This is a genomic window from Pirellulales bacterium (assembly GCA_019636335.1).
Taxonomy (GTDB): domain Bacteria; phylum Planctomycetota; class Planctomycetia; order Pirellulales; family JAEUIK01; genus JAHBXR01.
Genome location: JAHBXR010000009.1, coordinates 183,610 through 207,244 on the forward strand (window position 1 = coordinate 183,610; position 23,635 = coordinate 207,244).

At 64.3% G+C, this 23,635-nt stretch carries 15 protein-coding genes; 5 read left to right on the forward strand and 10 right to left on the reverse strand.

The window, feature by feature from the left end:
* Nucleotides 1-209 precede the first annotated feature (209 nt).
* Nucleotides 210-1,328, reverse strand: a complete 1,119-nt coding sequence (locus tag KF708_11425) for a citrate synthase (protein ID MBX3413291.1) — start codon at nucleotides 1,326-1,328, stop codon at nucleotides 210-212.
* The gene (gene prpB, locus KF708_11430; GenBank protein MBX3413292.1) at nucleotides 1,325-2,203 is read right to left on the reverse strand and encodes a methylisocitrate lyase; all 879 of its coding nucleotides are present in this window, start codon (nucleotides 2,201-2,203) and stop codon (nucleotides 1,325-1,327) included. The genes KF708_11425 and prpB overlap by 4 nt, the downstream gene beginning before the upstream one ends.
* A 483-nt stretch (nucleotides 2,204-2,686) precedes the next feature.
* Between prpB and KF708_11435 the strand changes: the two genes are divergently transcribed.
* Genes KF708_11435 through KF708_11450 form a run of 4 tightly spaced genes read left to right on the forward strand, consistent with a single transcriptional unit; the run spans nucleotide 2,687 to nucleotide 9,802 of the window.
* A complete protein-coding gene (locus tag KF708_11435; GenBank protein MBX3413293.1) occupies nucleotides 2,687-3,985 on the forward strand; it encodes an efflux RND transporter periplasmic adaptor subunit in 1,299 nt (432 codons plus the stop codon).
* Nucleotides 3,982-7,083 carry an efflux RND transporter permease subunit gene (locus tag KF708_11440; GenBank protein MBX3413294.1) on the forward strand — a complete coding sequence of 1,034 codons (3,102 nt, stop codon included), beginning with the start codon at nucleotides 3,982-3,984 and terminating at the stop codon, nucleotides 7,081-7,083. Before KF708_11435 ends, KF708_11440 begins: the two co-directional genes overlap by 4 nt.
* 46 nt (nucleotides 7,084-7,129) lie before the next feature.
* Nucleotides 7,130-8,137, forward strand: a complete 1,008-nt coding sequence (gene glsA / locus KF708_11445) for a glutaminase A (GenBank protein MBX3413295.1) — start codon at nucleotides 7,130-7,132, stop codon at nucleotides 8,135-8,137.
* Between the two features lie 57 nt (nucleotides 8,138-8,194).
* Nucleotides 8,195-9,802, forward strand: coding sequence for an MFS transporter (locus tag KF708_11450; GenBank protein ID MBX3413296.1), 1,608 nt, complete (start codon nucleotides 8,195-8,197; stop codon nucleotides 9,800-9,802).
* 2 nt (nucleotides 9,803-9,804) lie between these two features.
* Here the strand turns inward: KF708_11450 and KF708_11455 are convergent, their stop codons facing one another.
* The 8 genes from KF708_11455 to KF708_11490 form a co-directional block, all read right to left on the reverse strand.
* The gene (locus KF708_11455; GenBank protein ID MBX3413297.1) at nucleotides 9,805-11,010 is read right to left on the reverse strand and encodes a M20/M25/M40 family metallo-hydrolase; all 1,206 of its coding nucleotides are present in this window, start codon (nucleotides 11,008-11,010) and stop codon (nucleotides 9,805-9,807) included.
* 74 nt (nucleotides 11,011-11,084) lie between these two features.
* Nucleotides 11,085-12,653 carry an AbgT family transporter gene (locus KF708_11460; GenBank protein ID MBX3413298.1) on the reverse strand — a complete coding sequence of 523 codons (1,569 nt, stop codon included), beginning with the start codon at nucleotides 12,651-12,653 and terminating at the stop codon, nucleotides 11,085-11,087.
* A 46-nt stretch (nucleotides 12,654-12,699) separates the two neighbouring features.
* Nucleotides 12,700-14,514 carry an SLC13 family permease gene (locus KF708_11465; GenBank protein ID MBX3413299.1) on the reverse strand — a complete coding sequence of 605 codons (1,815 nt, stop codon included), beginning with the start codon at nucleotides 14,512-14,514 and terminating at the stop codon, nucleotides 12,700-12,702.
* A 199-nt stretch (nucleotides 14,515-14,713) separates the two neighbouring features.
* Nucleotides 14,714-16,255 (reverse strand): porin, encoded by a 1,542-nt coding sequence (locus KF708_11470; GenBank protein ID MBX3413300.1) that lies wholly within the window; start codon nucleotides 16,253-16,255, stop codon nucleotides 14,714-14,716.
* 380 nt (nucleotides 16,256-16,635) lie between these two features.
* A complete protein-coding gene (locus tag KF708_11475; GenBank protein ID MBX3413301.1) occupies nucleotides 16,636-17,901 on the reverse strand; it encodes a glycosyltransferase in 1,266 nt (421 codons plus the stop codon).
* Between the two features lie 20 nt (nucleotides 17,902-17,921).
* Entirely contained in the window at nucleotides 17,922-19,562 is a 1,641-nt protein-coding gene (locus KF708_11480; protein ID MBX3413302.1) for a lipopolysaccharide biosynthesis protein, read from the reverse strand.
* The gene (locus KF708_11485; GenBank protein ID MBX3413303.1) at nucleotides 19,559-20,431 is read right to left on the reverse strand and encodes a polysaccharide deacetylase family protein; all 873 of its coding nucleotides are present in this window, start codon (nucleotides 20,429-20,431) and stop codon (nucleotides 19,559-19,561) included. The genes KF708_11480 and KF708_11485 overlap by 4 nt, the downstream gene beginning before the upstream one ends.
* Nucleotides 20,432-20,434: 3 nt before the next feature.
* Nucleotides 20,435-21,619, reverse strand: a complete 1,185-nt coding sequence (locus tag KF708_11490; GenBank protein MBX3413304.1) for a GNAT family N-acetyltransferase — start codon at nucleotides 21,617-21,619, stop codon at nucleotides 20,435-20,437.
* Nucleotides 21,620-22,100: 481 nt separating this feature from the next.
* On the opposite strand from KF708_11490, the gene KF708_11495 reads away from it, so the two are divergent.
* Nucleotides 22,101-23,627, forward strand: coding sequence for a hypothetical protein (locus KF708_11495; GenBank protein MBX3413305.1), 1,527 nt, complete (start codon nucleotides 22,101-22,103; stop codon nucleotides 23,625-23,627).
* The last annotated feature ends 8 nt before the right edge of the window (nucleotides 23,628-23,635 follow it).

Genomic DNA, 23,635 nt, shown 5'->3' on the forward strand with positions numbered 1-23,635 from the left:
CGAAGGTTCTGTCGCGAGTGCATCGAGCTCTTCCAGGGACGGCAACACGGGACTCGCTTTTTGCACGGCGTAGAGTGGCAATCGCTTCCACTCTGCTCCATCGATCATCAGGCGGACCAGATAGTCACCGGGATTGGATGCACCGCAAGTTATCCTAGGCTGCGCAAAACCTGTGGGCAAAATCAAGCCGTACCTGCCCGATCGGCGATCTACCGCTCGGCAATCGGCACGTATTTGGCCCCCAGGGCCCCCGTGTAGCGGGCCCGTGGCCGGATCAGGCGGTTGTTGTCCAACTGCTCGATGACGTGGGCGCTCCAGCCGGCCACGCGGCTCACCACGAACAGCGGCGTGTAGAGGTCGATCGGCAGGCCCATGTAGTAGTAGAGCCGGGCGCTGGGCCAGTCGAGGTTCGGCGGCAGCTTTTTCTCCGTGCGGACGATCGATTCGATCACGTCGGCCATCTGTTCCATGTCTTCGTGGCCGGTTTCCTTGGCCAGCGCGGCGCAGAGGGGCTTGAGATAGGCCGCGCGCGGGTCGCCATCCTTATAGACGCGGTGGCCGAAGCCCATGATGCGCTGCTTCTTGGCCAGCGCGTCGCGGACCCACTTCTCGGCGTTGGCTGCGGTGCCGACTTCCTGCAGAACTTCCATCACGCGTTCGTTGGCCCCGCCGTGCAGCGGACCCTTGAGCGCGCCGATCGCTCCGGCCACGGCCGAGTGCAGGTCGGCCAGCGTCGAGCAGATCACGCGGGCGGCGAAGGTCGACGCGTTGTACTCGTGCTCGGCGTAGAGAATCAGCGAGACGTCCATCGCCTTGGTCGAGCGCTCGCTGGGGGTCTCGCCCGAGAGCATCCAGACGAGATTGGCCGCCAGGCTATACTTGGCGTCGGGCGCGACGGCCTCCTTCCCTTCGAGAAAGCGGAAGCGGGCCGCCAGCACCACCGGCAACTGCGCCAGCAAACGCTCCGCCTTGCGCAGGTTGGCGTCATGGTCCATCTTTTGGGCTTCGGGATCCCAGTGCGCCAGGGCGCTCGCCCCGGTGCGCAGCACGTCCATCGTCGGCACGCCGCGGGGAATCTGGCGGACGAAGTCGAGGATCTCGGGCGCGACGCCCGCCTGCGAGCGGACGCGCTCTTGGAAGGACGCCAGTTCCGGGGCCTTGGGCAGGTGGCCGTGGAGCAGCAGGAAGGCCGTCTCCTCGAAGTTCGACTTGTCGGCCAATTCTTCGATCGAGTAGCCGCGATACTGCAGGCCGCCGACGATCGTGCTGACGGCGGTCTCGCCGGCGATGACCCCTTCGAGGCCCGGGCTGTAAATCTCTTCGCTCATGGCGTCTTCTCTCCACGGAAATGAGCGCGGTCGCGCTCTTCGTAATCGGTGTAGCGAATCAGGTCGTAAAGTTCCTGCCGGGTTTGCATCCGCCCGACGAGCGAGCGTTGCGTCCCTTCACTCTTCAGCGTGCCGAGCGCCTCTTCGACCGATTTCATGGCCACGCGCAGCAGCGTCACTGGGTAGAGGACGCCGGCATAGCCGAGTTGCCGCAGCTCTTCGAGCGTGAGCAGCTCGCTCTTGCCGAATTCGGTCATGTTGGCAATCAACGGGGCCTCGACCGCGCGGGCGAAGCGCTCGAACTCGTCGCGATCGGCCAGCGCCTCGGGAAAGATCCAGTCGGCGCCGGCATCGAGATAGCGCTTGGCGCGCTCGACGGCGGCATCGAAACCGAGCACGCCCCGGGCGTCGGTGCGGCCGAGGATGACGAGGTCGGGATCGCGCCGCGCGGCGGCGGCGGCGCGGAGCTTGGCGCACATTTCCTCGCGCTCGACGAGGGCCTTGCCCGAGAGGTGGCCGCAACGCTTCGGCAAGCGTTGATCTTCGAGCTGCAACGCTGCGGCGCCAGCCGCTTCGAGCTCAATGACCGTGCGTTCGACGTTGACGGCCTCGCCGAAGCCGGTGTCAGCGTCGACAACCAGTGGGATCCGCGCCTGCCGCGTGAAGAGCGTCACTTGCGCGGTGAGTTCATTGAGGGTGAAGAGCCCGATGTCGGGAATGGCCATCACGCCGGCTGAAAAGGCCGCGCCCGAGAGGTACGCGGCCGGAAAGCCCAACTCTTCGATCATGCGTCCGACGAGCGCGTTGAAGGCGCCGGGGATCGGAATCGTTCCGCCGACGATCGCCTGGCGCAGTCGTTTTCCGGGTGAGTCCATGTTTCCACGCACCCGATGGGGCGCGCACTCTTCAACAGAATGGGACAGACCCCTGCAAGGTCGAGAGGTGGGAAGGCACTGCGGGGGGAAGCCCAGAATATAGGTGCCCGACGAGGCCGCTGGCAAGAGTCGAAGAGGGGGTGGCATCGGAGTCGCGAGGTGTGGCCGATCTCCGAGTTACCGGGGGGATGGCGATTGTTAGCCGTGCCGTTGATTGACAATCTGGGGGGCTGTTCGTAGCCTACGAGTGCTCTTGGACGGCACAAGGTACCGAACGGGCCGAATGGCAGATCACGTCACCAGCGGCGATATTCTGTGCTGCCGGATCGCAGCACGCCGCGGCCAGCATCGGTGTCTTGCGCTTGCCGCATGGTTCCGTCTTGTCCGACATACGTTCAGCGCCAAAGGCAGTCGCATGAATTCTGCGCTGCATCGTTCGTTTCGCGGCGCGATTCTCTCGCAGTGTGGAGCATCGTGCGCATCATGAAGGCATTTTCTCGCGGGCTCGCCCGTCGCGCTAGCCGATGGCAAGCGGCGGGGTTGGCCCTGGCGTTGATCGTGTGGAGTGGCTGTTCGTCGGGCGACAAAGACCGAGTTGTACCCGTCCGCCCGGTCCGGACCGTGGTGGTGACGCCGGGGGGGGACACCCGCACGCGGCTTTTCCCCGGCAAGGCCGAAGCGGCCCAGCGCGTGGAACTGGGGTTTCAAGTTCCCGGCGTGCTCATCGAGCTGCCCGTTCGCGAAGGCCAGGCGGTGAAGAAGGGAGATGTCATCGGCCGCTTGCGCCCCGATGAATTCCAGGCTCGTCTGACCGCCTTGCAAGGCGAACTCGATCGGGCGCGGGCGGCGTTGCGCGCCCTGCAAACCGGCGAACGTACCGAGCAGCGGCTGCGGCTCGAATCGCAGGTCCGCGCGGCCGAGGCACAACTCGTCAATGCCCGGGCGCAGTTCGATCGTTCGTCGCGGCTGGTCGAATCGCGCACGATCTCGCGCGAGGTGTTCGACCGCGATAAGGCCGCTTATCGCGTGGCGCAGGAAGAACACAACGCGGCCGTGCAAATGCTCGAAATGGGCATGATCGCACGCGAAGAGGACATCGAGGCGCAGGAGGCCGCCATTCGGGGGCTCGAGGGCCGCGTGGTGGAGGCGAATCTCCAACTGGAAGATGCCACGCTCCGCGCCCCCTACGACGGGGTCATCGCGCAGCGGTTTGTCGAGGTGAACCAAAACGTCACCGCCGGACAGCCGATCGTCAAGTTTCAGGACGTCGACGAGATCGAGGTGGTGGTCGACGTGCCCGAGTCGATCATGGCCGCCGATCTGAGCCGGGCCGATATCGTCTCGATCCTGGTCGAATTCAGTGGGGCGCCGGGCTTGCAGTTTCCGGCGCACATCGAGGAGATCGCCCAGCGGGCCGATCCCGTCACGCAAACGTTCCAAGTCCGCGTCGCGCTACAGGCTACCGAAGGAGTGAATGTGCTGCCAGGCATGACCTCGACGGTCAACTTCACCTATCGCCGGGCGCGAGTGCTGCAAAACCATCTCGAGGCCCCCATCACCGCCCTGGCCAAGAATGCCGAGGGACAGCAAGGCGTGTGGCTCGTGGGCGAGGACGAGGTCGTCGCGTGGCGCCCCGTGAAGCTCGGCGCCGCCAGCGGGAGTCTGATCGAAATCGTCGAAGGGCTTTCGCCGGGGGACCGCATTGCCGTCGCGGGCGTAAACTTTCTCCGCGAGGGAATGAAGGTGCGCGAGCTGGGTGACGCACTCGGGGGGCAGCTATGAACCCTGGGGTCCTCTCGGTTCGCAACAATCGCGTGGTCTTCGTGGCCATGATCTTTATCGTCTTGGGGGGCTTCGTCGCCTATCGGCAGATGGGGCGGCTCGAAGACCCCGAGTTCACGATCAAAGAGGCCTTGATCATCACGCCCTATCCCGGCGCGAGCGCCGAAGAGGTCGCGCTCGAGGTGACCAATCCCCTCGAGATCGCCTGCCAGCAATTGGGGCAGCTCGATCGAGTCGAGTCGGAGTCGACGCGTGGCATGTCGGTGGTCACCGCGGTGATCCAGGCTCGCTACCACCGCGACGCCATTCCCCAGGTGTGGGACGAACTGCGCCGCAAGATCAACGACGCGCAGCCCCAGCTTCCACCGGCCGTGCGGGGGCGCTCGATCGTGATCGACAACTTCGGCGACGTGTATGGCATCTTCCTGGCCATCACGGGGGATGGCTATACCTTTCCCGAGCTGCGCCGTTACACAGAGTTCCTGCGGCGCGAGCTGTTGCAAGCGCCGGGCGTGAAAAGCGTCGAGCTGTTCGGCGAGCAGCAGGAAGTCGTGTATCTCGAGATCTCGCGGCAGCGGCTCGCGCAGCTCGGCATCCACGAAGAGCAGATCTATCGCTTGTTGCAGGCGAAGAACATCGCCGTCGACGGCGGTCGCGTGCGCGTGGGCGAAGAGCACATCGCGCTCGACCCCCAGGGAGAATTCCGTTCGGTCAACGACCTGCTGGAAATGGTGATCGGTTCGGATCGCAGCGGCCGGCAATTGCAGCTCAAGGACGTGGCCATGCTCGAACGGGCCGATCAGGATCCGCCGCGCCGCATGCTGCGCTACGACGGCCGGCCGGCGATCGGGCTCGGCATCTCGACCGTGCAAGGGGGCAACGTCGTCACGATGGGCGCGGCGGTTCGTAAGAAGCTCAACGAGCTCGAGGCGAACCAGCCGCTGGGCATCGAGATCGGCGAGATCAACTTCCAGCCCGAGGCGGTCTCTGCCGCCACGAACGACTTCATGTTCAACCTGGCCAAGGCCGTGACGATCGTCTTCGTCGTGCTGCTCTTCGCCATGGGACGCAAGACCGGCATCATCATCGGCATGGTCTTGTTCCTCACGATCATGGCCACGTTCCTCGTGATGTTCATGAAGGGAGATCTGCTCATGGAGCGGATCTCGCTCGGCGCGCTGATCATCGCGCTCTGCATGCTGACCGACAACGCGATCATCGTGGTCGAGGGGATCAAGGTCGGCATCGAAGCCGGCCGCGACAAACTCCAAACGGTACGCGACGTGGTCGCGCAAAACCAGTGGCCGCTGTTCGGCGCCACGGCCATCGGTGTGATCGCCTTCGCGGCCATCGGCCTGTCGGAAGACAGCACGGGCGAGTACACCAACTCGCTCTTCTGGGTGATTTTCATCTCGCTCAGTCTCAGTTGGCTGTCGTCGATCACGGTGACGCCGCTCTTGGGTTACTTGTTCTTCAAGCCGATCGAGCGCGACGACGAGGATGGCGACGCCTACGACGGCTTCTTCTTTCAGGGGTACAAACGGCTGCTGACGCTGGCCTTGCGTTACCGCTGGATGGTGATCGGGATGTCGCTGGTGGCGTTCGTGCTGTGCGCCTTCGGGTTCACGAAGGTGACGCAGAGCTTTTTCCCGCCGGCGACGCGTCCGCAGTTCATGGTCGACGCGTTTCTGCCGTCGGGCACGCACATCGGACAGTCGGAGGTTTTTGCCGACGAGGTGCAGCAGTTCATCCAGACACTACCCGGCGTGACGCACGTGACGTCGTTCATCGGTGGCGGCGGCCTGCGTTTTCTGCTGGTCTATTCGCCCGAGAAGGAGAACCGCGCCTTCGTGCAGTTCCTGGTCGACGTGGACGACGCGACGAAGATCGACGGTCTGATCGTCGAGATTCAGCGTTATTTGGAAGAGCAGCAGCCCAACGCCAACACGATCGCCAAGAAGTTTCTGCTGGGTCCCGGCCAGGGGGGGCGCATTCAGGCCCGCTTCAGCGGGCCCGACCCTGCGGTGCTGCGCCGCCTGGGTGATGAAGCACTGGCGACTATCGAGGAAGACGGCGGAGCGCTCTGCATTCGCAACGACTGGCGCGAACGCGAGAAGGTGGTTCGGCCCGAGCTGCTCGAATTGCAGGCGCGGCGCAACGGCATCACGCGCGTCGAGGTGGCCCAGGCGCTCGAGACGAGCTTCGAGGGGCGCGCCGTCGGATTCTACCGCGAGCCCGGGGGCGTCGGCACGGGGCTCTTTCCGCAGGAGTCGCGCCTGCTGCCCATCGTCGCGCGGCCCCCCCTTTCCGAGCGCGAGGATGTCGGCTTCATCGACAGCCTACAGATCTGGAGCCCCATCGCCGGGCGGATGATCCCACTCAGCCAGGTCACCTCGGGCGCCGAAGTAGTTTGGGAAGACCCGATCGTCCACCGCCGGAATCGCTTTCCCACGCTCACGGTGCATGCCGATCCACGCACGGGGCTGCCGAGCCAGTTATTCGGCCGCGTGCGCCAGGCGATCGAGCAGATCGAGTTGCCCCCGGGCTACACGCTCGAGTGGGGTGGCGAGCACGAAAACTCGCGCGATGCACGAGCCGCGCTCGCACAGCCGATTCCCTTCGTGGTGGCGCTGATGGTCTTTATCGTGGTGTGCCTCTTCAATTCGTTCCGCGCGACGATCTTGATCTGGCTCGTGATGCCGCTGGCGATCGTCGGCGTGACGACCGGTCTGTTGGTGACCGGGCAGCCCTTTGGCTTCATGGCCTTGTTGGGCGTGTTGGCGCTGGCCGGCGAGCAGATCAAGAACCAGATCGTCGTCTTGAGCAAGATTCTCTACGAGCGCGAGCAGGGGAAGTCGGCCTACCAGGCGATCCTCGACGGCGGCGTAAGCAAGATGCGCCCCGTCTGCATGGTGGCATTGACCACGGTGCTGGGCATGATTCCACTCTTGAAAGATCCGTTCTTCGGCACGATGGCCGTCTGCATCATGTTCGGGCTATCGTTCGCGTGCGTCTTTTCGCTGATCGTCATGCCGGTGGTGTACGCCATTTTCTACGACATTCACGAACCCACGACCGAGCGGGAGCGCGCGTCGTAGTACGGCGTGACGCATTCCGAATCTCTTTTTCCGCCGTCAGCGGAACATGATGAACAAGACCATTGCGAGCGCGTCGGGAAGTCGTCCCCCGTATATTTCGACCGGTCACTTGCCCCCTGCCGAACTTTCGGCTGCTTTGGTGGCCGAGGCCTACGAGCTGTTCAAGTCGAACGCAGAGGGCAAGAACTCCGAGGTTTATCCGGCGCTCGCCCGCGTGCCGAAGGATCTCTTCGGCCTCTGCGTCGTCGAGTCGAATGGCAACGTCTATAGTGCCGGAGACGCGCAGTACGAGTTCACGATCATGAGCGTGTCGAAGCCCTTCGTCTTCGCGCTCGTCTGCGAAGTGCTGGGGCACGAAGCGCTGCGCGACAAGGTGGGGGTGAATGCGACCGGACTGGCATTCAATTCGCTGGCCGCCATCGAGCAAGGCGACCTGGGCCGCACGAACCCCATGGTCAACGCCGGTGCCATCGCCACGACCAGTCTGGTGCCGGGCGACAGCCTGGCCGACAAGTGGAAGTTCATCCACGAAGGACTCTCGCGTTTTGCCGGACGCACGCTTCCCTTGAACGACGAGGTGTACGCCTCGGCCTCGGAGACGAACTTTCGCAATCAGAGCATCGCGCGACTGCTGCAAAGCTTTGGCCGCATCTATCTGGAGCCGGCCGAGGCGACCGATCTCTATACGAAACAGTGCTCGCTCAATGTCAGCGCCCGCGATCTCGCCGTCATGGGGGCCACGCTGGCCGACGGCGGCGTCAATCCGGTGACCAAGGAGCGGGTCGTCGATGCGACGGTTTGCCATTATGCCCTGGCCGTCATGGCCACGGCGGGACTCTACGAGACGTCGGGCAACTGGCTCTACGACATCGGCCTACCGGGCAAGAGTGGCATCGGCGGTGGCATTGTCACCGTTTCGCCGGGCAAAGGCGGATTGGGCACCTTCGCCCCCCCGCTCGACGCGGCGGGCAATAGCGTGAAGGGGCAACTCGTCGCCAGGTTCCTTTCGCAACAGATGGGCATGGACCTGTTCGTCTCGAAGCCCGAGGTATGAGCGGCGCTTCGCCGACTTCACACGATCCTTTCAACCAAGAGGCAGGGAGTGAACAACATGGCCGCTTCGCAGACGAACGTTGACGAGGTGCGCGATTCCTGGTTGCCGATGATCGTCATCGCCATGGGGCAGATGTTGATGTCGTTCAACGTGGCAGCGCTGCCCGTGTCGATGGGAGGCATGGTCTCCAGCTTCAATACCCCTCCCACGACCGTCGGCACGGCGATCGTGCTCTATTCGCTCGGCGTGTCGGGCTTCATCTTGTTGGGGGCGAAGCTGAGCCAGCGCTTTGGCGCCAAGCTCTTCTTTCAGATCGCCGTGGCGATGCTCGCCGTGGCGATGGTGCTGATGGTGGCGAGTCCCACGGCCGAGGTGATGCTCGCGGCGCAGGCGCTGGCGGGCCTGGGGGCCTCGGGGCTCGTGCCGACACTCGTCGTGCTGATCGCCAACCACTACCAGGGCAAGCAGCAGGCGCAGGCCGTGGGCTGGCTCGGTTCTGCCCGCGCGATCGCTGGTGTGCTGGCCTTCGTAATTGTCGGCTTCGTCGCGTCGATCAACTGGCGGCTGGGCTTTGGCCTGCTGATCGTCCACTCGGCGGCGATCTTGCTCTTGAGCTTCAAGCTCAAGCCGTCGCAGGGGAAGGCCGAGGTAAAGATCGATGCCCTGGGCGTGGTCCTCTCTGCGGTAGGCATCATTCTGATCACGTTCGGCTTTAACAACATCCGCAATTGGGGCGTGCTGCTCGCACGGCCGACGGCGCCGTTCGATATCGTCGGCGCATCGCCGGCGCCGTTCATGATCGTGGTGGGCGTCATCGTCTTTTCGCTCTTCATCCTGTGGACGCATCGCCACGCTCGCTCGGGGGGCACGCCGCTCTTGGCGCTCGAGGTGGTCGATTCGCCGATGGAATGGGCCACCATGATCGCGCTCTTCGTGATCGTGGGCATGGAAGCGGCGATCAACTTCTCCGTGCCGCTCTACATCCAGATCGTGCAGGGTAACACGAGCATGGCCACGTCGATGGCCATGATGCCCTTCATGTTGACCGTGTTCTTCACGGCGATCTTGATCGTGCGCCTGTACGAGCGCTTCACGCCGCGGCAGATTGCCACGGTGGCATTCCTGCTGGTGACCGTGGGCACGGCCTGGTTGGCCTTCGTCGTGCGAAACGACTGGAGCGTGCCGGCGGTGATCGCGGGACTGATCGCCGTGGGGTTGGGGCAAGGCGCCCTGGTGACGCTCCTCTTCAACGTGCTGGTGACGGCGGCGCCGCAGTCGCTCGCCGGAGACGTCGGCTCGTTGCGCGGGGTGACGCAGAACCTGGCGGCGGCCGTGGGCACCGCCACGATGGGGGCGTTGCTCGTCGGACTGCTCGGCGGCCTCGTGATGACCGAACTGGTCGAGAACCCCGTGATCCCCAGCGAGTTCAAGACGAACGAGCTACGCGCCGAGTTCGATCTCGAGAACATCAACTTCATTCGCAACGATCAGCTCAAGGAGCGCTTGGCGCAGACGAGCGCTACGTCCGAAAAAGTGGACGAAGCCGTGCGGATCAATACCGAGTCGCGCTTGCGGGCCTTGAAGATCGGCTTTCTCACGCTGTCGGGGCTGGCCCTGTTGGCGCTCATCCCCTGCCGCTGGCTGCCGACCTACAAAGGACGCTGAGCCTACTTCGCTTCGATGGTGGCCAGTGCCACGGCCAGTCGACATCCGTCGGCGAACTGCGACAGCTCGACGAATTCCTTGACGGTGTGAATCTCGTGCTGGCCGGCGCCGATGGTGACGGTCGGCACGCCATGCTTGACGAACCAGTTTGCGTCGAGCCCGCCGTTCGAGAAGAGGGTCGTGGGCTGCAGACCGATCGATTCGGCGGCGCGCTTCGCATGGACCACCACGGGGGAGTCTTCAGCAATGCGAAACGGCGGGTAAGCCGCGTGTCCGTCGAATTCCACACGGGCGGTCTTGCCGTCGACGTCCTTCACCTCGGAGCCGGCCTTCGTAAACGCGGCGCGGAAGGCCTCGGTAATCTTCGAGGCAAAGGGGGCATCGGAGCTGCGCGCCTCGCCGCGGACGTAGACGTAATCGGTCACGACGTTCGTCGCATCGCCGGCGGCCTTGCCATGCTTGCCGCCGAAGATGCCGGCGTTGCTCGTGCCGGTTCCCTCCGGCTTGACGACCTTGCCCCACCACCCCTGGCGATACGCCTCGGCCAGAGCGAGCGAGGCCACCAGCGTCGAGGAGACGCCCTTCTCCGGCGCGACACCGGCGTGGGCCGCCTGGCCCTTGATCTCGACTTCCCAAGTCTCTTGTCCCACGGCGCCGATGATCAAATCGGCGGGCACCTTGCTATCGACGTTGAAGCACATCGTGGCCCCGCGGAGATCGGCCGGATCGATGTGCTTCGCCCCCTGCAGACCACTTTCTTCGCGCACGGTGAAGAGCAGCGTGATCGGCGGATGGGGCAGCTTGTGCTTGAGCAGCGTTTCGGCCAATACCACGAGCACCGCACAACCGGTGCGATTGTCGCCCCCCAGGCCGGTTGTGCCATCGGTGACGATGCGTCCCCCGTCGCGCTTCGGCTTCGCGCCGGCGCAGATGGGCACGGTGTCGAGATGCGTGGCGAAGAGCAGACGGGCTCCTTCGCGCGTGCCGGGTAGATCGGCGTAGAGATTGCCGGTCTGCGTCGGCAGCGAGATGCGCTCGTTCGCCTTGTCGTAACGAATGGCCGACTCGGGCACTCCAACCTTCTTCAATTCGTCAGAGACGGCGACCGCGATGGCGGCTTCTTCGCCGCTCAGGCCTTCAATGGCCAGGAAGCGCAGCAGATGCTCTTCGGCGGACTTCACGTCGAGGGGAATCGAGTTGGCAGACATGGTAGGTGTCCTTTTGCAGCGCTAAGAACGACGCGGAGTTGTCGCGCCGCTCGCGTTTCTTGTTGAGCGAACGATTATAGACCCCAGGGGAGTCCCAACAGGTACCAGGCGGCGAAGAGCACCGTCCACAGTACGAGCATGATGACCACGTAGGGGAGCATCAAGGAGACGACGGTGCCGACGCCCGCGTCCTTGTCGTATTTCTGCGTGAAGCCGACGACGAGTGCGAAGTAGGCATTCAGCGGTGTGATGGAATTGATGGGCGAGTCGCCAATGCGATAGGCGGCGAGCGCGGCCTCGGGATCGACTCCCAGCTTGAGCAACAGGGGCACGAAGATCGGCGCGAAGATGGCCCACTTGGCGATGGCGCCGGTAATCAGCAGATCGAGCAGCGCGACGACGAAGATCAAGCTGATCAAGAGCCAGAATGGGCCGATGTTCGCCTCTTTGAGCACGTCGGAGAGCTTGAGTGCGAGAATCGTGCCCATGTTCGTGTAGTTGAAGTAGGCCACGAACTGGGCCAGCACGAGAAACAACAAGATCAGCCCCCCAAGCCCGCTCATGGCTTTTTCCATGGCCTTGATGATGTCGGTGATGTTGCTCATCGTCCTGGCGCCAAAGCCATACGCGGCGCCCGTGACGAGAAACAGCACCATGATGAGGGCGATCAGGCCATTCATGAAGGGGGAGTTGCCGATCAACTCTCCCGTGTCGGGATTGCGCAGCGGGGCCCAACTGGGGATCGTCAGCAAGGCAAAGGCGAGGAGCACGGCCACCAGCCCGAGCGCGGCGAACTTGAGGCCACGCGATTCGTCGGCCGAGAGTTCGGCGCCTTGCTCCGGGCCCGTCTCGTCGGCGTCTCCGTCCGCCTGGTATTTGCCCAACCGCGGCTCGATCATTCGTTCGGTGACGAAGGCTACGATCACCGTCAGAAAGATCACCGAGACGATCGAGAACCACAGGTTCGAGGCCAGCCCGATCGATTGATTGGGATCGACCAGATGGATGGCATCGTTCGTGAACTCGACGAGCACGGCATCGAGCGGCTTGATGAGCATATTGACGGTGAAGGCGCTGGCGACGGCGGCAAAGCCCAGGGCCAGTCCCGCGAGCGGATGACGGCCGATGCTGAGGTAGGCCGTGCCGGCGAGCGGAATCAGCACGAGATAGCCCGCGTCGGAAGCGATGCTCGAGATGATGCCGACGAACGAAAGAATGTAGGCCAGCGCCCAGCCGGGCGAGACGAGGACGAGCTTGCGAATCAGCGCTTTGACGAGTCCTGCTTCTTCGGCGACGCCGGCGCCCGTCATGGCGGCGATCATCAGTCCCACGGCCGTAAAACCCATGAAGTTGGGAATCAGCGACGAGTAGATGAAGCGCATGCCGTCGAGCGTGAGCAGGCTGCGCGGCGCGGTGGTGGCGGGCTCCAGCTTGTGGGTCTCGGGGTTGATCGTCTCGTACGAGACGCTGACCCCCGTCAAATGCAGGATGTGCGAGAGCACGATCACCAGCGCAATCAAGATCAGGAAGATGAGCACCGGGTGGGGCACCATATTGCCCACCCGCTCGACGATGTCGAGAAAGCGCTGCATGAACGATTTCTGGGCGGCGTTTGCCGCCGCGGCGGAGCTGGCTTTGGTCATAGAGAGGCTTTTGCCGGGGCGCTCGAGGAAAGCAACGCGAAAACGCTCAGAACGGTAGCACGATGGGCACCAGCAGCACGCTGACGATCAAGACGATGAAGCTGAACGGTACCCCCAGTTTCACGAAGTCGGCGAAGTTGTAATTGCCCGGCGTCACGACGAGCGTGTTGACCGGCGAGGAGACGGGCGTCATGAACGCAGTCGAGGCGGCCAGCGCCACGATCATTGCAAAGGGATAAGGAGAGAGCTCGAGTTCCTGCGCCACGGCAATGGCGACCGGCGCCATCAAGACCGCGGTGGCCGTGTTCGAGATGAACATGCCCAACAGCGCCGTAATTGCGAACAGGGCCGCCAGCACGCCCTGCGGACCGACGCCGCTGGTGACGGCCATCAATCCTTCGGATGCCAGCTCGACTCCGCCCGTCCGCTGCAGCGCCGTGGAGAAAGGAAGCATACCCACGATGAGCACGATGGTCTTCCAATCGATCGAGCGGTAGGAGCTTTCGAGCGTGACGCAACCCAGCACCCCCATCAGCAGGCAGCCCAGCAAGGCCGCCTGCACGTTGGGGACGACACCACTCACCATCAGTCCGACGACCAGGACCAGGCTGACCAGGGCTTGCGGTACTTTGCCGACGACCGGCAAGACATCTTGATACTCGGCGGGGAGGCTGAGCATGACGAGATCCTTGCCCCCGGCCTGGATATTGCGGATGGCGCGCCACGGGCCGATCAAGAGCAACGTGTCGCCGATCTTCAGCACTTCGTCGCGCAGCCCACGTTCGTGGGCGACGGCGCCGCGACGCAAGCCGATCACGGTCAGCCCGTAGCGCGAGCGAATCTCGGCCTGCACCGCACTGCTGCCGACGAACGACGAGTCGGCCGGGACAATCGCCTCGGCCATGCCGATGTCTTGGGCGCGATCGTTGAAAAAGGCTCCCCCGAGGGGTAAGGCCTCGAGCGCGTATTGCTGGCGCAAAGCCTCGGCATCGGCGTCGGGCGCGAAGAGATCGACCAGCAGCACGTCGCCGGCGCGAATCACGGTCTTGGCCGTGGGTTGAATCAAACGTCCCATCCGCTCGATGGCCACCAGGCTGGCGCCGGGATTGTCGCGCAGGCGGATCTCGGCCAGCGTTCGTCCGATGAGGGGCGAACTGGACATCACGCGCACGCGCTGCTCGCGGTCGGCCAGTCGATACTCGTCGACCCAGTCGGCCAGCGAAGGACCGTTCGTGCCCTGCGACTCGGGCTTGTTCTCGGGCAGCCAACGCCGCGCGAAGAGCATGTATCCGACACCCAGTGCCAGGACCGGCAATCCGAATGGAGTGAAACTGAAGAACGAAAAGCCGGGGATGCCGTGCCGGGCCAGCTCGCTGTTGACGACGAGGTTGGGGGCCGTGGCCACGAGCGTCATCATGCCGCTGACGAGGGCGGCAAAGCTTAAAGGCATCATCAGCCGGCTGGCCGAGGTGCCGGTGCTCTGCGCGATGCGCAGTGCCACCGGGATGAAGATCGCCGTGACCGCGGTCGAGCTCATCGTCGCGCCGAGTCCACACACGACGAGCATCAACAGCGCGATCAGGCGCGGCTCGCTGCTGCCGGCCCTGCCGGTGAGCCAGTCTCCCAGACGCCGGGCCACACCCGTGCGCACGAGCCCGTCGCCGATGACGAACAGAGTCGCGATCAGCACGATGTTCGCATCGCTGAAACCGGCGAGGGCCTCGCTCATCGTGATGACGCCCGTCAAGGGCAACACGGTGAGCACGAGCAGGGCCACGGCATCCATGCGCGGCTTGTTGATCGCAAACATGACGATCGCCGCGGCCAGCAGGCCCAAGACCAAGGCCAGTTCGATGCTCATCGAGGTTCTGCCGGGAGTGATCGCACGACGCTCAGAGAAGTCGCTTTCAGAAAAAGATCTTGCGCGGAGAAGATGGGGATTTTATCCCCCTGGGCAGGCGATTTCCAGGGCGCCGCGCATCGCCAAAAGCAGGCGTAAGGCGAAGCGCCGTACTCCTGGCATGGTGACGGAATTCCTGAAGTCGTACGCGCGGTCGTACTTAGAAGTTGTACTGAAAGGCCGTCTGCAACCGTTGCGCGCGGCCGCTCTCGTCGTCGATGTCCTCGCGCTGCCCCCACAGATACTCGAGGCCGATCGAGAGATTCGTGACCGGGATCCACCAGAGCGTCGTCGCGAGATACTGCGAATTGGCGTAGGTACTGCCGGGCATCAGGTCGGTATTGCCTACGCGCAGCTTCGAGTAGGTGAAGTTCAACATCCAGTTTTCGTTGATCCAGTGCTCGTAGGCGGTGGTCCAACCGTTCGTGTAGAGCGTCTCGAAGGCGCCCGCGGCGGTGACGGCGCCGTCGAATCCCTGGCCGACCGTGTCTTGAAAATAGCGCGCGATGCCGTAGCCGACGCCGTATTGCAGCAGCACGCGACTGCGCGTGAGTCCATCGGGACAAGGGTCGCGGATGGGATCGGTTCCCAGCAGGATGGCCCAAGGGTGGAAGTTGCTGGTCAGATTCATGCCGTAGCCGGCATCGCGCTCGACCGAACCTCCGGTCGGGCGATAGCCGATCGTGCGCACGATGGCCGCCGCTTGCAGATGGAACAGGTCGGCCTCGTAGCGCAGGTGGGTGGTGAAGTCGGGTACCTCCTGCACGTTGTCGCCGAGACCAAACGTCGTGATATCGGAGAAAGGTTGCTCGGCGGCCGCCGCCCAATAGACCCGTTCGCCGATGGGCAGCGTCATGCGCACCAGGCCCTGCCGCGCGTTCACGATGCCGTTTGGTCCCTGGAAGTCGGCCGTGCGCGGAAAGGAACTCGGATCCATGAATACGGTCGTCGCCTGACCAATGCGGAAGTAACCCACGTCGAGGTAGGCGAAGCGCAGACGAGGAACGTTCGAAGCCCCCACCCCCGGCGGATTGCCACTGAGGAAATCCATTTGTATGAAGGTGTGGATCGTGGTGTCGAGCTCGGGCACCGGCGTCCAACTGTCGAGACTCAGCCGCGTCGGACGCGCACTGAAATTCATATCCTGGCCCGGACCGTTCGGCACGGGAATCGTCCGCGTGACGAACAGGTCGGGGGTGCCGATCGGATCGAAGCTGAAGTTCGCTCCCATCCGCACGAAGCCGCTCAGGCGTAACGACGTGCCCGTGCTCGGCAACATGAACGAATCGTTGAGCGGACCGCGCACGACCGACTCTTCGAGCTGCTCGGGGGTGACGCGCTCGGGTACCGGGATGCGCTCGTAGAGTGGCGCACCGGGCGCCTCCTGATAGTCGAGCGGATAGTAGCCGCGCGGCGCGTAATCGGCGTAGGGGCGCGGGCCGATGCCGGGTTCATCGTAGTAGCGCGAGAAGTACTGATAGGCACGAGAGGCGCGCGTCGGCGATTGTTCTTCCGGCATGCCGCTTGGCGCGCTTTGATAGTTGGGATCGGTGTACTCCAGGGGAGGTTGATATCCCGAGGCGGGGACAACCGAAGAAGCAGTCGCGCCCGGTGACGTCGTGGGCACGTCGAGAAAGTTCGCGCTGGTAAGGAACGAGAAGTCGGACGATGCGAACAGTACGGCCGGGGTCTCGCGCGACAACGGCGCGGCGCCCGTCGCGGAAGGCAGGGGTCGGGGAGGCAGAGTCGTATGCATCTGAGCGCGCGAAACTTGCGCAGGACCCAGCACGAGTAAGGCCATCGCTACGAGACAGGAACTCTGCCGGACGATCGATGGGTACTGGTCGAGGAACATCTTTGCCTGCCTCTGGCTGGCTCGCGCATGCTAGCAACGATGCCCGCTCTAGCGGGATCTTGGACGCACGGCGGCGCGGCATTACAAGCCCCATAATCGGCAAGCTCGTGCAAGAAATGCACGTTTTCGCCAACCTGGCGGTTTTTCCTAACCGTCAGACTGCCGTGCTAGCGATGTTGCGCGAGCTGCTTCCTTGAAGCGCTGAATTCTGGCAAGGCCGAAGAGGATTAGCGTTCGTCGGCGGCCACCACCTCGGCTGCTGCTCTGGTGAGCGGTGCGACTTCATGAACGGTTGGGGGCGAAGCAGAGGAATCCCGCTCGTTTGTCCAACGGCGGCCGGTTGTTTTCGCAGAGTAGATCTCCGCGATCAGCCGCTCGTAGCCCCCGACCATGCTTTCGAGCGAAGCGTGCCGCACGATCCGTTCGCGAGCCGCGCGGCCAAGGTACTCGCGCGTCTGCGGATTCGTCAGCAAGGTGGTGAGCCGCGCGGCGAGCGTTTGTTCGTCTCCCGGGGGGACGAGAAACCCCGTTTCGCCATCGATCACATTCTCGGGAATCGAGCCCACGCGCGTCGAAACGACCGGACGTCCGCTCGAGAGCGCCTCGAGCACGGAGACGGGGTTCGCTTCCATCTTGGACGTCAGCGCGACGACGTCGATCACGTGCAGCAGCTCGGGGATATCGCGGCGCATGCCCAGCATGTGGACAATGCCTGCAAGACCCAGATTGTGAATCTGTGCTTCAATCTCGGGACGCAACGGGCCATCGCCGACGATCAGAAAGCGTGCCTCGGGCACCGTGCGATGGACGATCGCCGCGGCGCGCAAGAACAGGTCGTGATTCTTCTCGGGACGCAGCACCGCGACGATGCCAACCGTGGGGGCGCCCACGGGCAACCCCAACTCCGCGCGCAGGGCATCATTGCCGGGGCGATCGCAGAAGCGCGATGTATCGACGCCGTTCGGGATGACGCGAATCTTGCGCGGGGCACAACCTTCGTCGCTGGCGAGAAAGCAACCGTGCGCCTCGGCCACCGCGATGAAGGCGTCGGTCAGGGGCGCGAGCAGGCGATTCGAGAACTCGACGCGATTCGGCAAGCCGGTCGAATGCAGGGCCGAGGCGATCACCGGCACGCCCGCCCGCCACGCGGCGAGACGCCCCCAGAACATCTTGTCGCCGCCGGTGCCGACCGTGACGACGGCATCGGTCTGCCGCTCGCGAAACAATTGGGTGAGCCGCGCGAGCACGCGCAGGTCGAACTTGTTTTGCAGCAGGCCGTTGAAGGCGGGCACCTCGACGACGAGTTGATCCCCCAGCACGCCCAATTGCTTGAGGCAGACCAGCTCGGGCGCGAAGCGGCGACGATCCATGCGCCGAATGATGTTCGCCAGTAGGGTCTCTTCGCCCCCCACGTTGAGCGCCGTGGTGACGAAAGCGACCCGCAGCGGACCACGTTGTTCGATCGGCAACAGTTCGCGGTGGCGGTATTTCATCGGGGAACTCGCAACGCCATTCAACTTGGATTCGTGAGCGAGCGACGCAGGTAGGGGACGCGGTCGAGATACTGCCGTGCGAAGGCAATCAACTGGGCCTGCTCGTCTCGTCGCACGAGCTTGCCGCAGGCGATGGCGATCGCCAGTCCCAGCAGCACGGCCAGCGTGGGCCAGACACCCAAGGCGAAGACGCCCGGCGCGGCGAGCAATATGGCCGTGCCGGGATCGAACGAGAGCCGGTGCAGCAAGGCAAAGCTGTAGACCAGGCTCAGCGTGATGAAGTTCCCGATGAAGGTGGCCAGCACGGCCCCCCACAACCCGTACACCGGCAGCCAGGCGAAGTTCAACACCACGTTCACGACCAGGCCGGCCAACAGGGCGAGACTTCCCTGGCGGGCGCGCTCCGCGCACCACAAATACGACTGCACGATTGTCGTCAGGCCGAACCAGCAGCAATAGGCCAGCGTCATCGGCAAGATCGCCTTGCCGAGCGCGTACTTGTTCTCGAAGGCGATCTCGAACAACGGTCCCGACATCAGCAGAATGCCCAGGCCGCCGACCATCAGGCCCAGCGAGCTGAGCTTGATCGACAGGTTCGAGCGGGCGGATACCTCGCGGAACCGCCCGGCTTCCCAGTCGTGACTCAGATAGGGAGTCAGAATGCCGCTGAGCATGAAGGCAATCGTCTCGAGCAACAGCGGCACGATGCGCGAGGCGTGGTACTCGCCCACTTGTTGCAGCGCGATCTCGCTGGGCATGCCGCTGAAATGGATGATCATGTAACGGGCGGCCAGACCGAACAGGTTGGTGAGCCAATTGCTGACCCATACCCAGATGACGAAGGGGAGAATCTTGCCCCACAGGCCCGCGGCCGAGAGGGGGGCTTCGCGGGCGGGCAAGGCGCGCCAGGTCGCGCGCAGCCACAGCAGGCCCACCCCGACCGAGACCACGCAGGCCGTGGCAAACCCTATGAGCACCACGGTGGCCGAGGGTTTCCAGAGGATCACGAGCAAGAGGCTCACCGTGGCGAACGTCAATCCATTGACGAATTGCATCATCGCCGTGAGGCGCGATTGCCGCAGGGCCATGAACAGCTCGGTGAAGAAGTTGTACACGACGGCGATGCCAAGCGTGCCAGCCCACACGAGCGTCAGCGTCACGAACTGCTCGTTGCCGAAGAACAAGCGGGCAAACCACGGGGCGGCCAGCATCACCGTGGCGACAGCGGCCGCGGCCAACAAGCCGCACACGAGTGCCAGGCGGCAAAGAAACGTCCGCAACTGATCACGCTGGCGGTAGTATTCGACGTAACGACCAAAGCAGCCGGGCAGCGCCAAAACGGCAATCGGCCCCGCCATCAGCAGAAAGTCGTAGGCCAGGTCCCACTGCCCCAGTTCTTCGACCGGCAGCCAGCGGCAGAAGAGGATGCCGCGAATGAAGCCGATGCCGCGCTGCACGACCATCAACGCGAGCATGATCAACATGCTCTCGGCCAGGCCATGCACGCGAATCTCGGGCGAGGCAGGCTCAACGGCGGACGCCGTCGATTCGTGCTCGGCGACGGCGCAGGAGACCGTCGCCGGCGCTTCGACGATCGTACCGGTCGCAAAACTTTCAGCGTCGAGACCGCTGGTGAGAGAATCGCCGGCGTAGGAGCTCAAGACTGCGCCACTCCTGTCGGCAGTCGGCGCGAGGCGTCGACGCCATAGAAGAAGCGCCGCGTGCGACGTTCTTTGACCGGGTCCCCCGCGATCCAGTTGCGCAGGCGGATCGTGGGACCGTCGACGCCGATGCGTTGAATGTGGAAGGCATCGTCGCCGGGATAGTTGTAGCCGCCGTAGGCCGAACAGGCCGCTTCGTAGCCCGCCTCGTAAGCGATATGGAAGGCGGCGGCGTTCAGGTTGCGATGCTGACCGTAGGGGAAGGCGAAGTAGCGCACGGGCTTGCCGAGCGCCGCTTGCAGTTCTTCACCCGCCGTGACGACCTCGTCCTGCAGCACGGCCGAATCGGAGGTGCCCCCCAAGTCGGCGTGGGTGCGGGTATGGGCACCGATTTCGATCCCCGCCGCTGCCAGTGCCCGCAGTTCCTCGATGGTGTTCGGCGCCAGGTTATTGCCCATGCGCAGATCGTGCTCGAAGGGGACCCCTTCGAGCACCTGCTTCGTGGTGACGAAGTAGGTGCAGGGGACGCGCTCGGCGACGAGCAGGGGGAGCGCGTGGCGGCAATTGTCGGCATAGCCGTCGTCGAAGGTGATGCTCACGCAAGGCTCGTGATTCATCCGCAAGCGGATGCGGCGCTGTGCCTCTTCGAGCGAGACAAGCTCGCAGTGGCGCTTCAGCCAGCGAATCTCCTGCTCGAAGAGACGATTCGGGCGCGTCCACAGGTTCGCGGCGTCATCGGCCACGCGGTGGTAGACGAGCACGACGACCGGCGCGCGACCCGTCTCGGCCAGGCGGCGATTGCGCCGGCGGCGATAGGGCATCGAGCCGTGGTAATAGAGCTCCAGCAGCAGCCGCTTCCAGATGGGCATACGTCACACTCCGCTCTCGATCGCCAATCGCCCGGTGAATTTCAGACCGTTCTTGATCCACTGCTTCATGCTTTCGCCCGCGACGCGGGCGCCGTGTCGCATCTGCGCGGTCATGTTCCGCGGCACGATGCGAATGTCGACAGTCTCGCGCGGCATGGCGCGCCAGTGCAGCTTGTAGGGTTCGTCGCCGCGCAGAAAATCGAAGGCGCGGTAGCCATCGGCGATCGCCTGCCGGAGCGTGGCGATGGTGATCAATCGGCCGGGCTCGGCGTCGAGCGCGTCGGGGTCGATGGCTCCCTGGTAGGCGTACAGCACTCGGTTGCCCACCAGGTGCAATTCGACGGCGATCGGCCGCCCTTCCATTTCGAGCCAATGCAGGCGGAGCTTGCCCAGCGCGAGCATGCGGTGCGAGACGTCGCGCAAGAAGCCGACGAAGCGCGGATCGGCGAAGGGGGTCGACTCGCCCCGGGCAGCCCGGCGGCGGGTTTGCATGTCGATCAGCGCGTCGAGGGCGAACGTGACGTCGTCGTCCGTGGCGGCAAGATGGATCTTGGCGCGACCCGAGTCGAGCGCCGTGCGCTGGAGCCGGCGCACCTGCTTGCGGTGCGACTTGGAGAGCAGGGCGAGGTACTCGTCCCAGGTGGCGGGCAGGTCGAGCCGCCAGCACGGTTCGCCCGCGCGGTGATACACCGACGCTCCACGATCGGAGAGATAAGTGAGCAACTGCTGCACGCGGGGATCGTGTGGGCTGACGCCCGTCAGTTCGACCAGGTCCCAGCTTTCCGAGCCTTCGTCCGAGAGCCAGTCGGCGAGCGACAGTTCTTCGCCGCTGAGGCATTCGGCCAGCGTCCGCGCGACGACACCTTCGTATCCGCCGGCGGCCATCACGGTGAGATACTCGGAGCAGACCGGGCCGGTGCCCAGGAAGCGCACGACCCGGCCCTGCGTCGTGCTGCGTTCGACATGCCAGGGGGCGATGCCGACCAGCGAACCATCGCGATCGAGCGCGTAGACGAAGATGGTCCAAAGATCGGGCACGCCGCGGCGTTGCGCGTTCGGCTCGAAGTGACGCCACCACGTGACGAGCCAATCCCAGCTACGAAAGGGCACATCGTCCGCCAGCGCGTTCCAATCGCTGGCAAGGGCCTCGAGATCGGCGGTATTTGTGATGCGTTGCAGTCGATACATGGCGTCTTCGGTCGGGGTAGATCGTGCGTGGGCGCAGAATCGAAGGGAGCCCGCCAAGCGACCGCCCTACGGGATACACCTCAAACTTCGGTCACTCCTAGACAGAAGCAAGCCGAATGCCACACGTAGAATCCGCGCGAATAGGGGCTCGAAAGGAGGCGTTTTTCGATGGGTTCTGGTGCCGTGGCGCGATCGACGGCCGGTCCGGAAACTGATTGTGACGATTGCACCGTCGTCAGACCTGGCGCCACGTCGCAGGGCCGCTACGCGCGTGGGGCCTTTCGTCAACATGCGCGGCGGCGGGCAAAAAAAGCCGCCCGGGATTGCCCCGCGCAGCGTCCGTCGAAACCTAGAGTTTCCCGAGCTTTGCACGCTGCGCGCGGATGGTGCGCCGCCGGTTGGCATTGGCTTTGCTACGGAGAGCTTTCGCCCAGCTACCAGGTCCACCGCAGCAACGATTCGCACTAAGGGAAATCCAACGATGCCGAACGTCACCCTGTCCGAGGTGTATCGACTCCTCCGCGAGCACCCCCGCCGCTGGCTCGTGCCGACGGTGGCCGTGTTTACGGTGGCCTTGGTGTATGCCTTCACCCACCCGGGCGATTGGGAGGCCTCGCAGGCGTTGATCGTACGTAACGAGGCGAGCAACACGGCGGGCGAGGCGCCGGGCAAGTTTCGTTCGGTCGAGGATATGAAAGCCACGCAAGAGACCATTCTCGAGATCGTGCGCAGCCGGCAGGTGCTGACGGCGGCGCTCGATTCGGTCGGTGCGCCGGCCAAGCACGATACGAACAAGCCCTGGCCCACGGCCGAGGACGTCGAGACGTTGCGCAGCGCGGTGAAGATCGCCCCACCCCACGGGGCCGAATTCGGCAAGACCGAGATCTTCTATCTCAAGGTGAAAGACGCCAGCCGCGAGCGTGCGGTGGCCTTGGCGACGGCACTATGCGATCAGACGCAATCGGCCTATCGCAAGCTCCGCGAAGATAAGGCGCAGGGCATGCTCGCCGAACTGGCCCGCACGGTCGACATCTCGCGCAAGGACCTCAACGACGCCACGTCGAAGCTCTCGAATCTCGAGCGGCAGGTCGGGGGCGATCTGGCCGAGTTGCGCAACCTGCACGGTTCGCCTTCGGCCGAGAGCGATCTGCGCCGCAACGTGACGAGCCTCGAAACCGACCTGCGCGCCGCGGAAACGTCGCGCCGCGCGAACGAAGAGCTGCTCGCGCTGCTCGAATCGGCCCAGCACGATCCGACGCGCCTGGTCGCCACGCCGAATCGCTTGCTCGATGCTCAGCCCGGGCTCAAACGCTTGAAGGATGGGCTCATCGACGCGCAGTTGAAGCTGGCCCAATTACAGGGCGACATGTCGGACGATCACCCCAAAGTCCGCACCGCGCGGAACTCGGTGCAGGAAATCGTCGAGCACATCAACGCCGAGCTCTCGGTGGCCGTCCGTGGCGTGCAGGCCGAGATCGACCTGGGCGACAAGCAGATCGCCTCGCTCCAATCGCAGTTGAACGAGGGGCGCGATCGTTTGGCTCGCCTCGCCGGCCTGCGTGCCGAGTATTCGAATCTGGTGGCCGAGGTAGACCGCCGCACGAAGCAACTCGAGTTGGCCGAACGCAATCAGGCCGACGCCCGCGCCAGCCAATCGGCCGCCGTGGCAACGAGCCTCATCACGCGGGTCGACACGCCCGACACCGGCGCCCGCACGATCGGTCCGCGGCGTAGCGTCATCGCCCTGGCGGGACTGCTGGGGGGATTTGCCTCGGGTTTGGGCCTGCTGTTGTTGACGGTGCCCCTCGATCCGGGACCGGGCCCGATCGGACTGGGCGTGTCGAACAACGAACCGGCGTCGAGCACGAGCGAAACGGTCCCCTTCCCCACGCAAGTAGCGGCCTGCGAGTCGCGCCCGGCGGCAGGAGTGGTCGCCGCGGCTTCCCCCGCGCTGTCTTTCAAGCACTCGCTGGCCAAGCTCTCGCGCACGTATTCCGAAGTTCGCTAACAACGCAC

Coding starts and splice junctions, on each gene's coding strand:
- KF708_11425 (MBX3413291.1), bottom strand. CDS start 1,328: ATGAGCGAAGAGATTTACAGCCCGGGCCTCGAAGGGGTCATCGCCGGC.
- prpB (MBX3413292.1), bottom strand. CDS start 2,203: ATGGACTCACCCGGAAAACGACTGCGCCAGGCGATCGTCGGCGGAACG.
- KF708_11435 (MBX3413293.1), top strand. CDS start 2,687: ATGAAGGCATTTTCTCGCGGGCTCGCCCGTCGCGCTAGCCGATGGCAA.
- KF708_11440 (MBX3413294.1), top strand. CDS start 3,982: ATGAACCCTGGGGTCCTCTCGGTTCGCAACAATCGCGTGGTCTTCGTG.
- glsA (MBX3413295.1), top strand. CDS start 7,130: ATGATGAACAAGACCATTGCGAGCGCGTCGGGAAGTCGTCCCCCGTAT.
- KF708_11450 (MBX3413296.1), top strand. CDS start 8,195: ATGGCCGCTTCGCAGACGAACGTTGACGAGGTGCGCGATTCCTGGTTG.
- KF708_11455 (MBX3413297.1), bottom strand. CDS start 11,010: ATGTCTGCCAACTCGATTCCCCTCGACGTGAAGTCCGCCGAAGAGCAT.
- KF708_11460 (MBX3413298.1), bottom strand. CDS start 12,653: ATGACCAAAGCCAGCTCCGCCGCGGCGGCAAACGCCGCCCAGAAATCG.
- KF708_11465 (MBX3413299.1), bottom strand. CDS start 14,514: ATGAGCATCGAACTGGCCTTGGTCTTGGGCCTGCTGGCCGCGGCGATC.
- KF708_11475 (MBX3413301.1), bottom strand. CDS start 17,901: ATGAAATACCGCCACCGCGAACTGTTGCCGATCGAACAACGTGGTCCG.
- KF708_11485 (MBX3413303.1), bottom strand. CDS start 20,431: ATGCCCATCTGGAAGCGGCTGCTGCTGGAGCTCTATTACCACGGCTCG.
- KF708_11490 (MBX3413304.1), bottom strand. CDS start 21,619: ATGTATCGACTGCAACGCATCACAAATACCGCCGATCTCGAGGCCCTT.
- KF708_11495 (MBX3413305.1), top strand. CDS start 22,101: ATGCCGAACGTCACCCTGTCCGAGGTGTATCGACTCCTCCGCGAGCAC.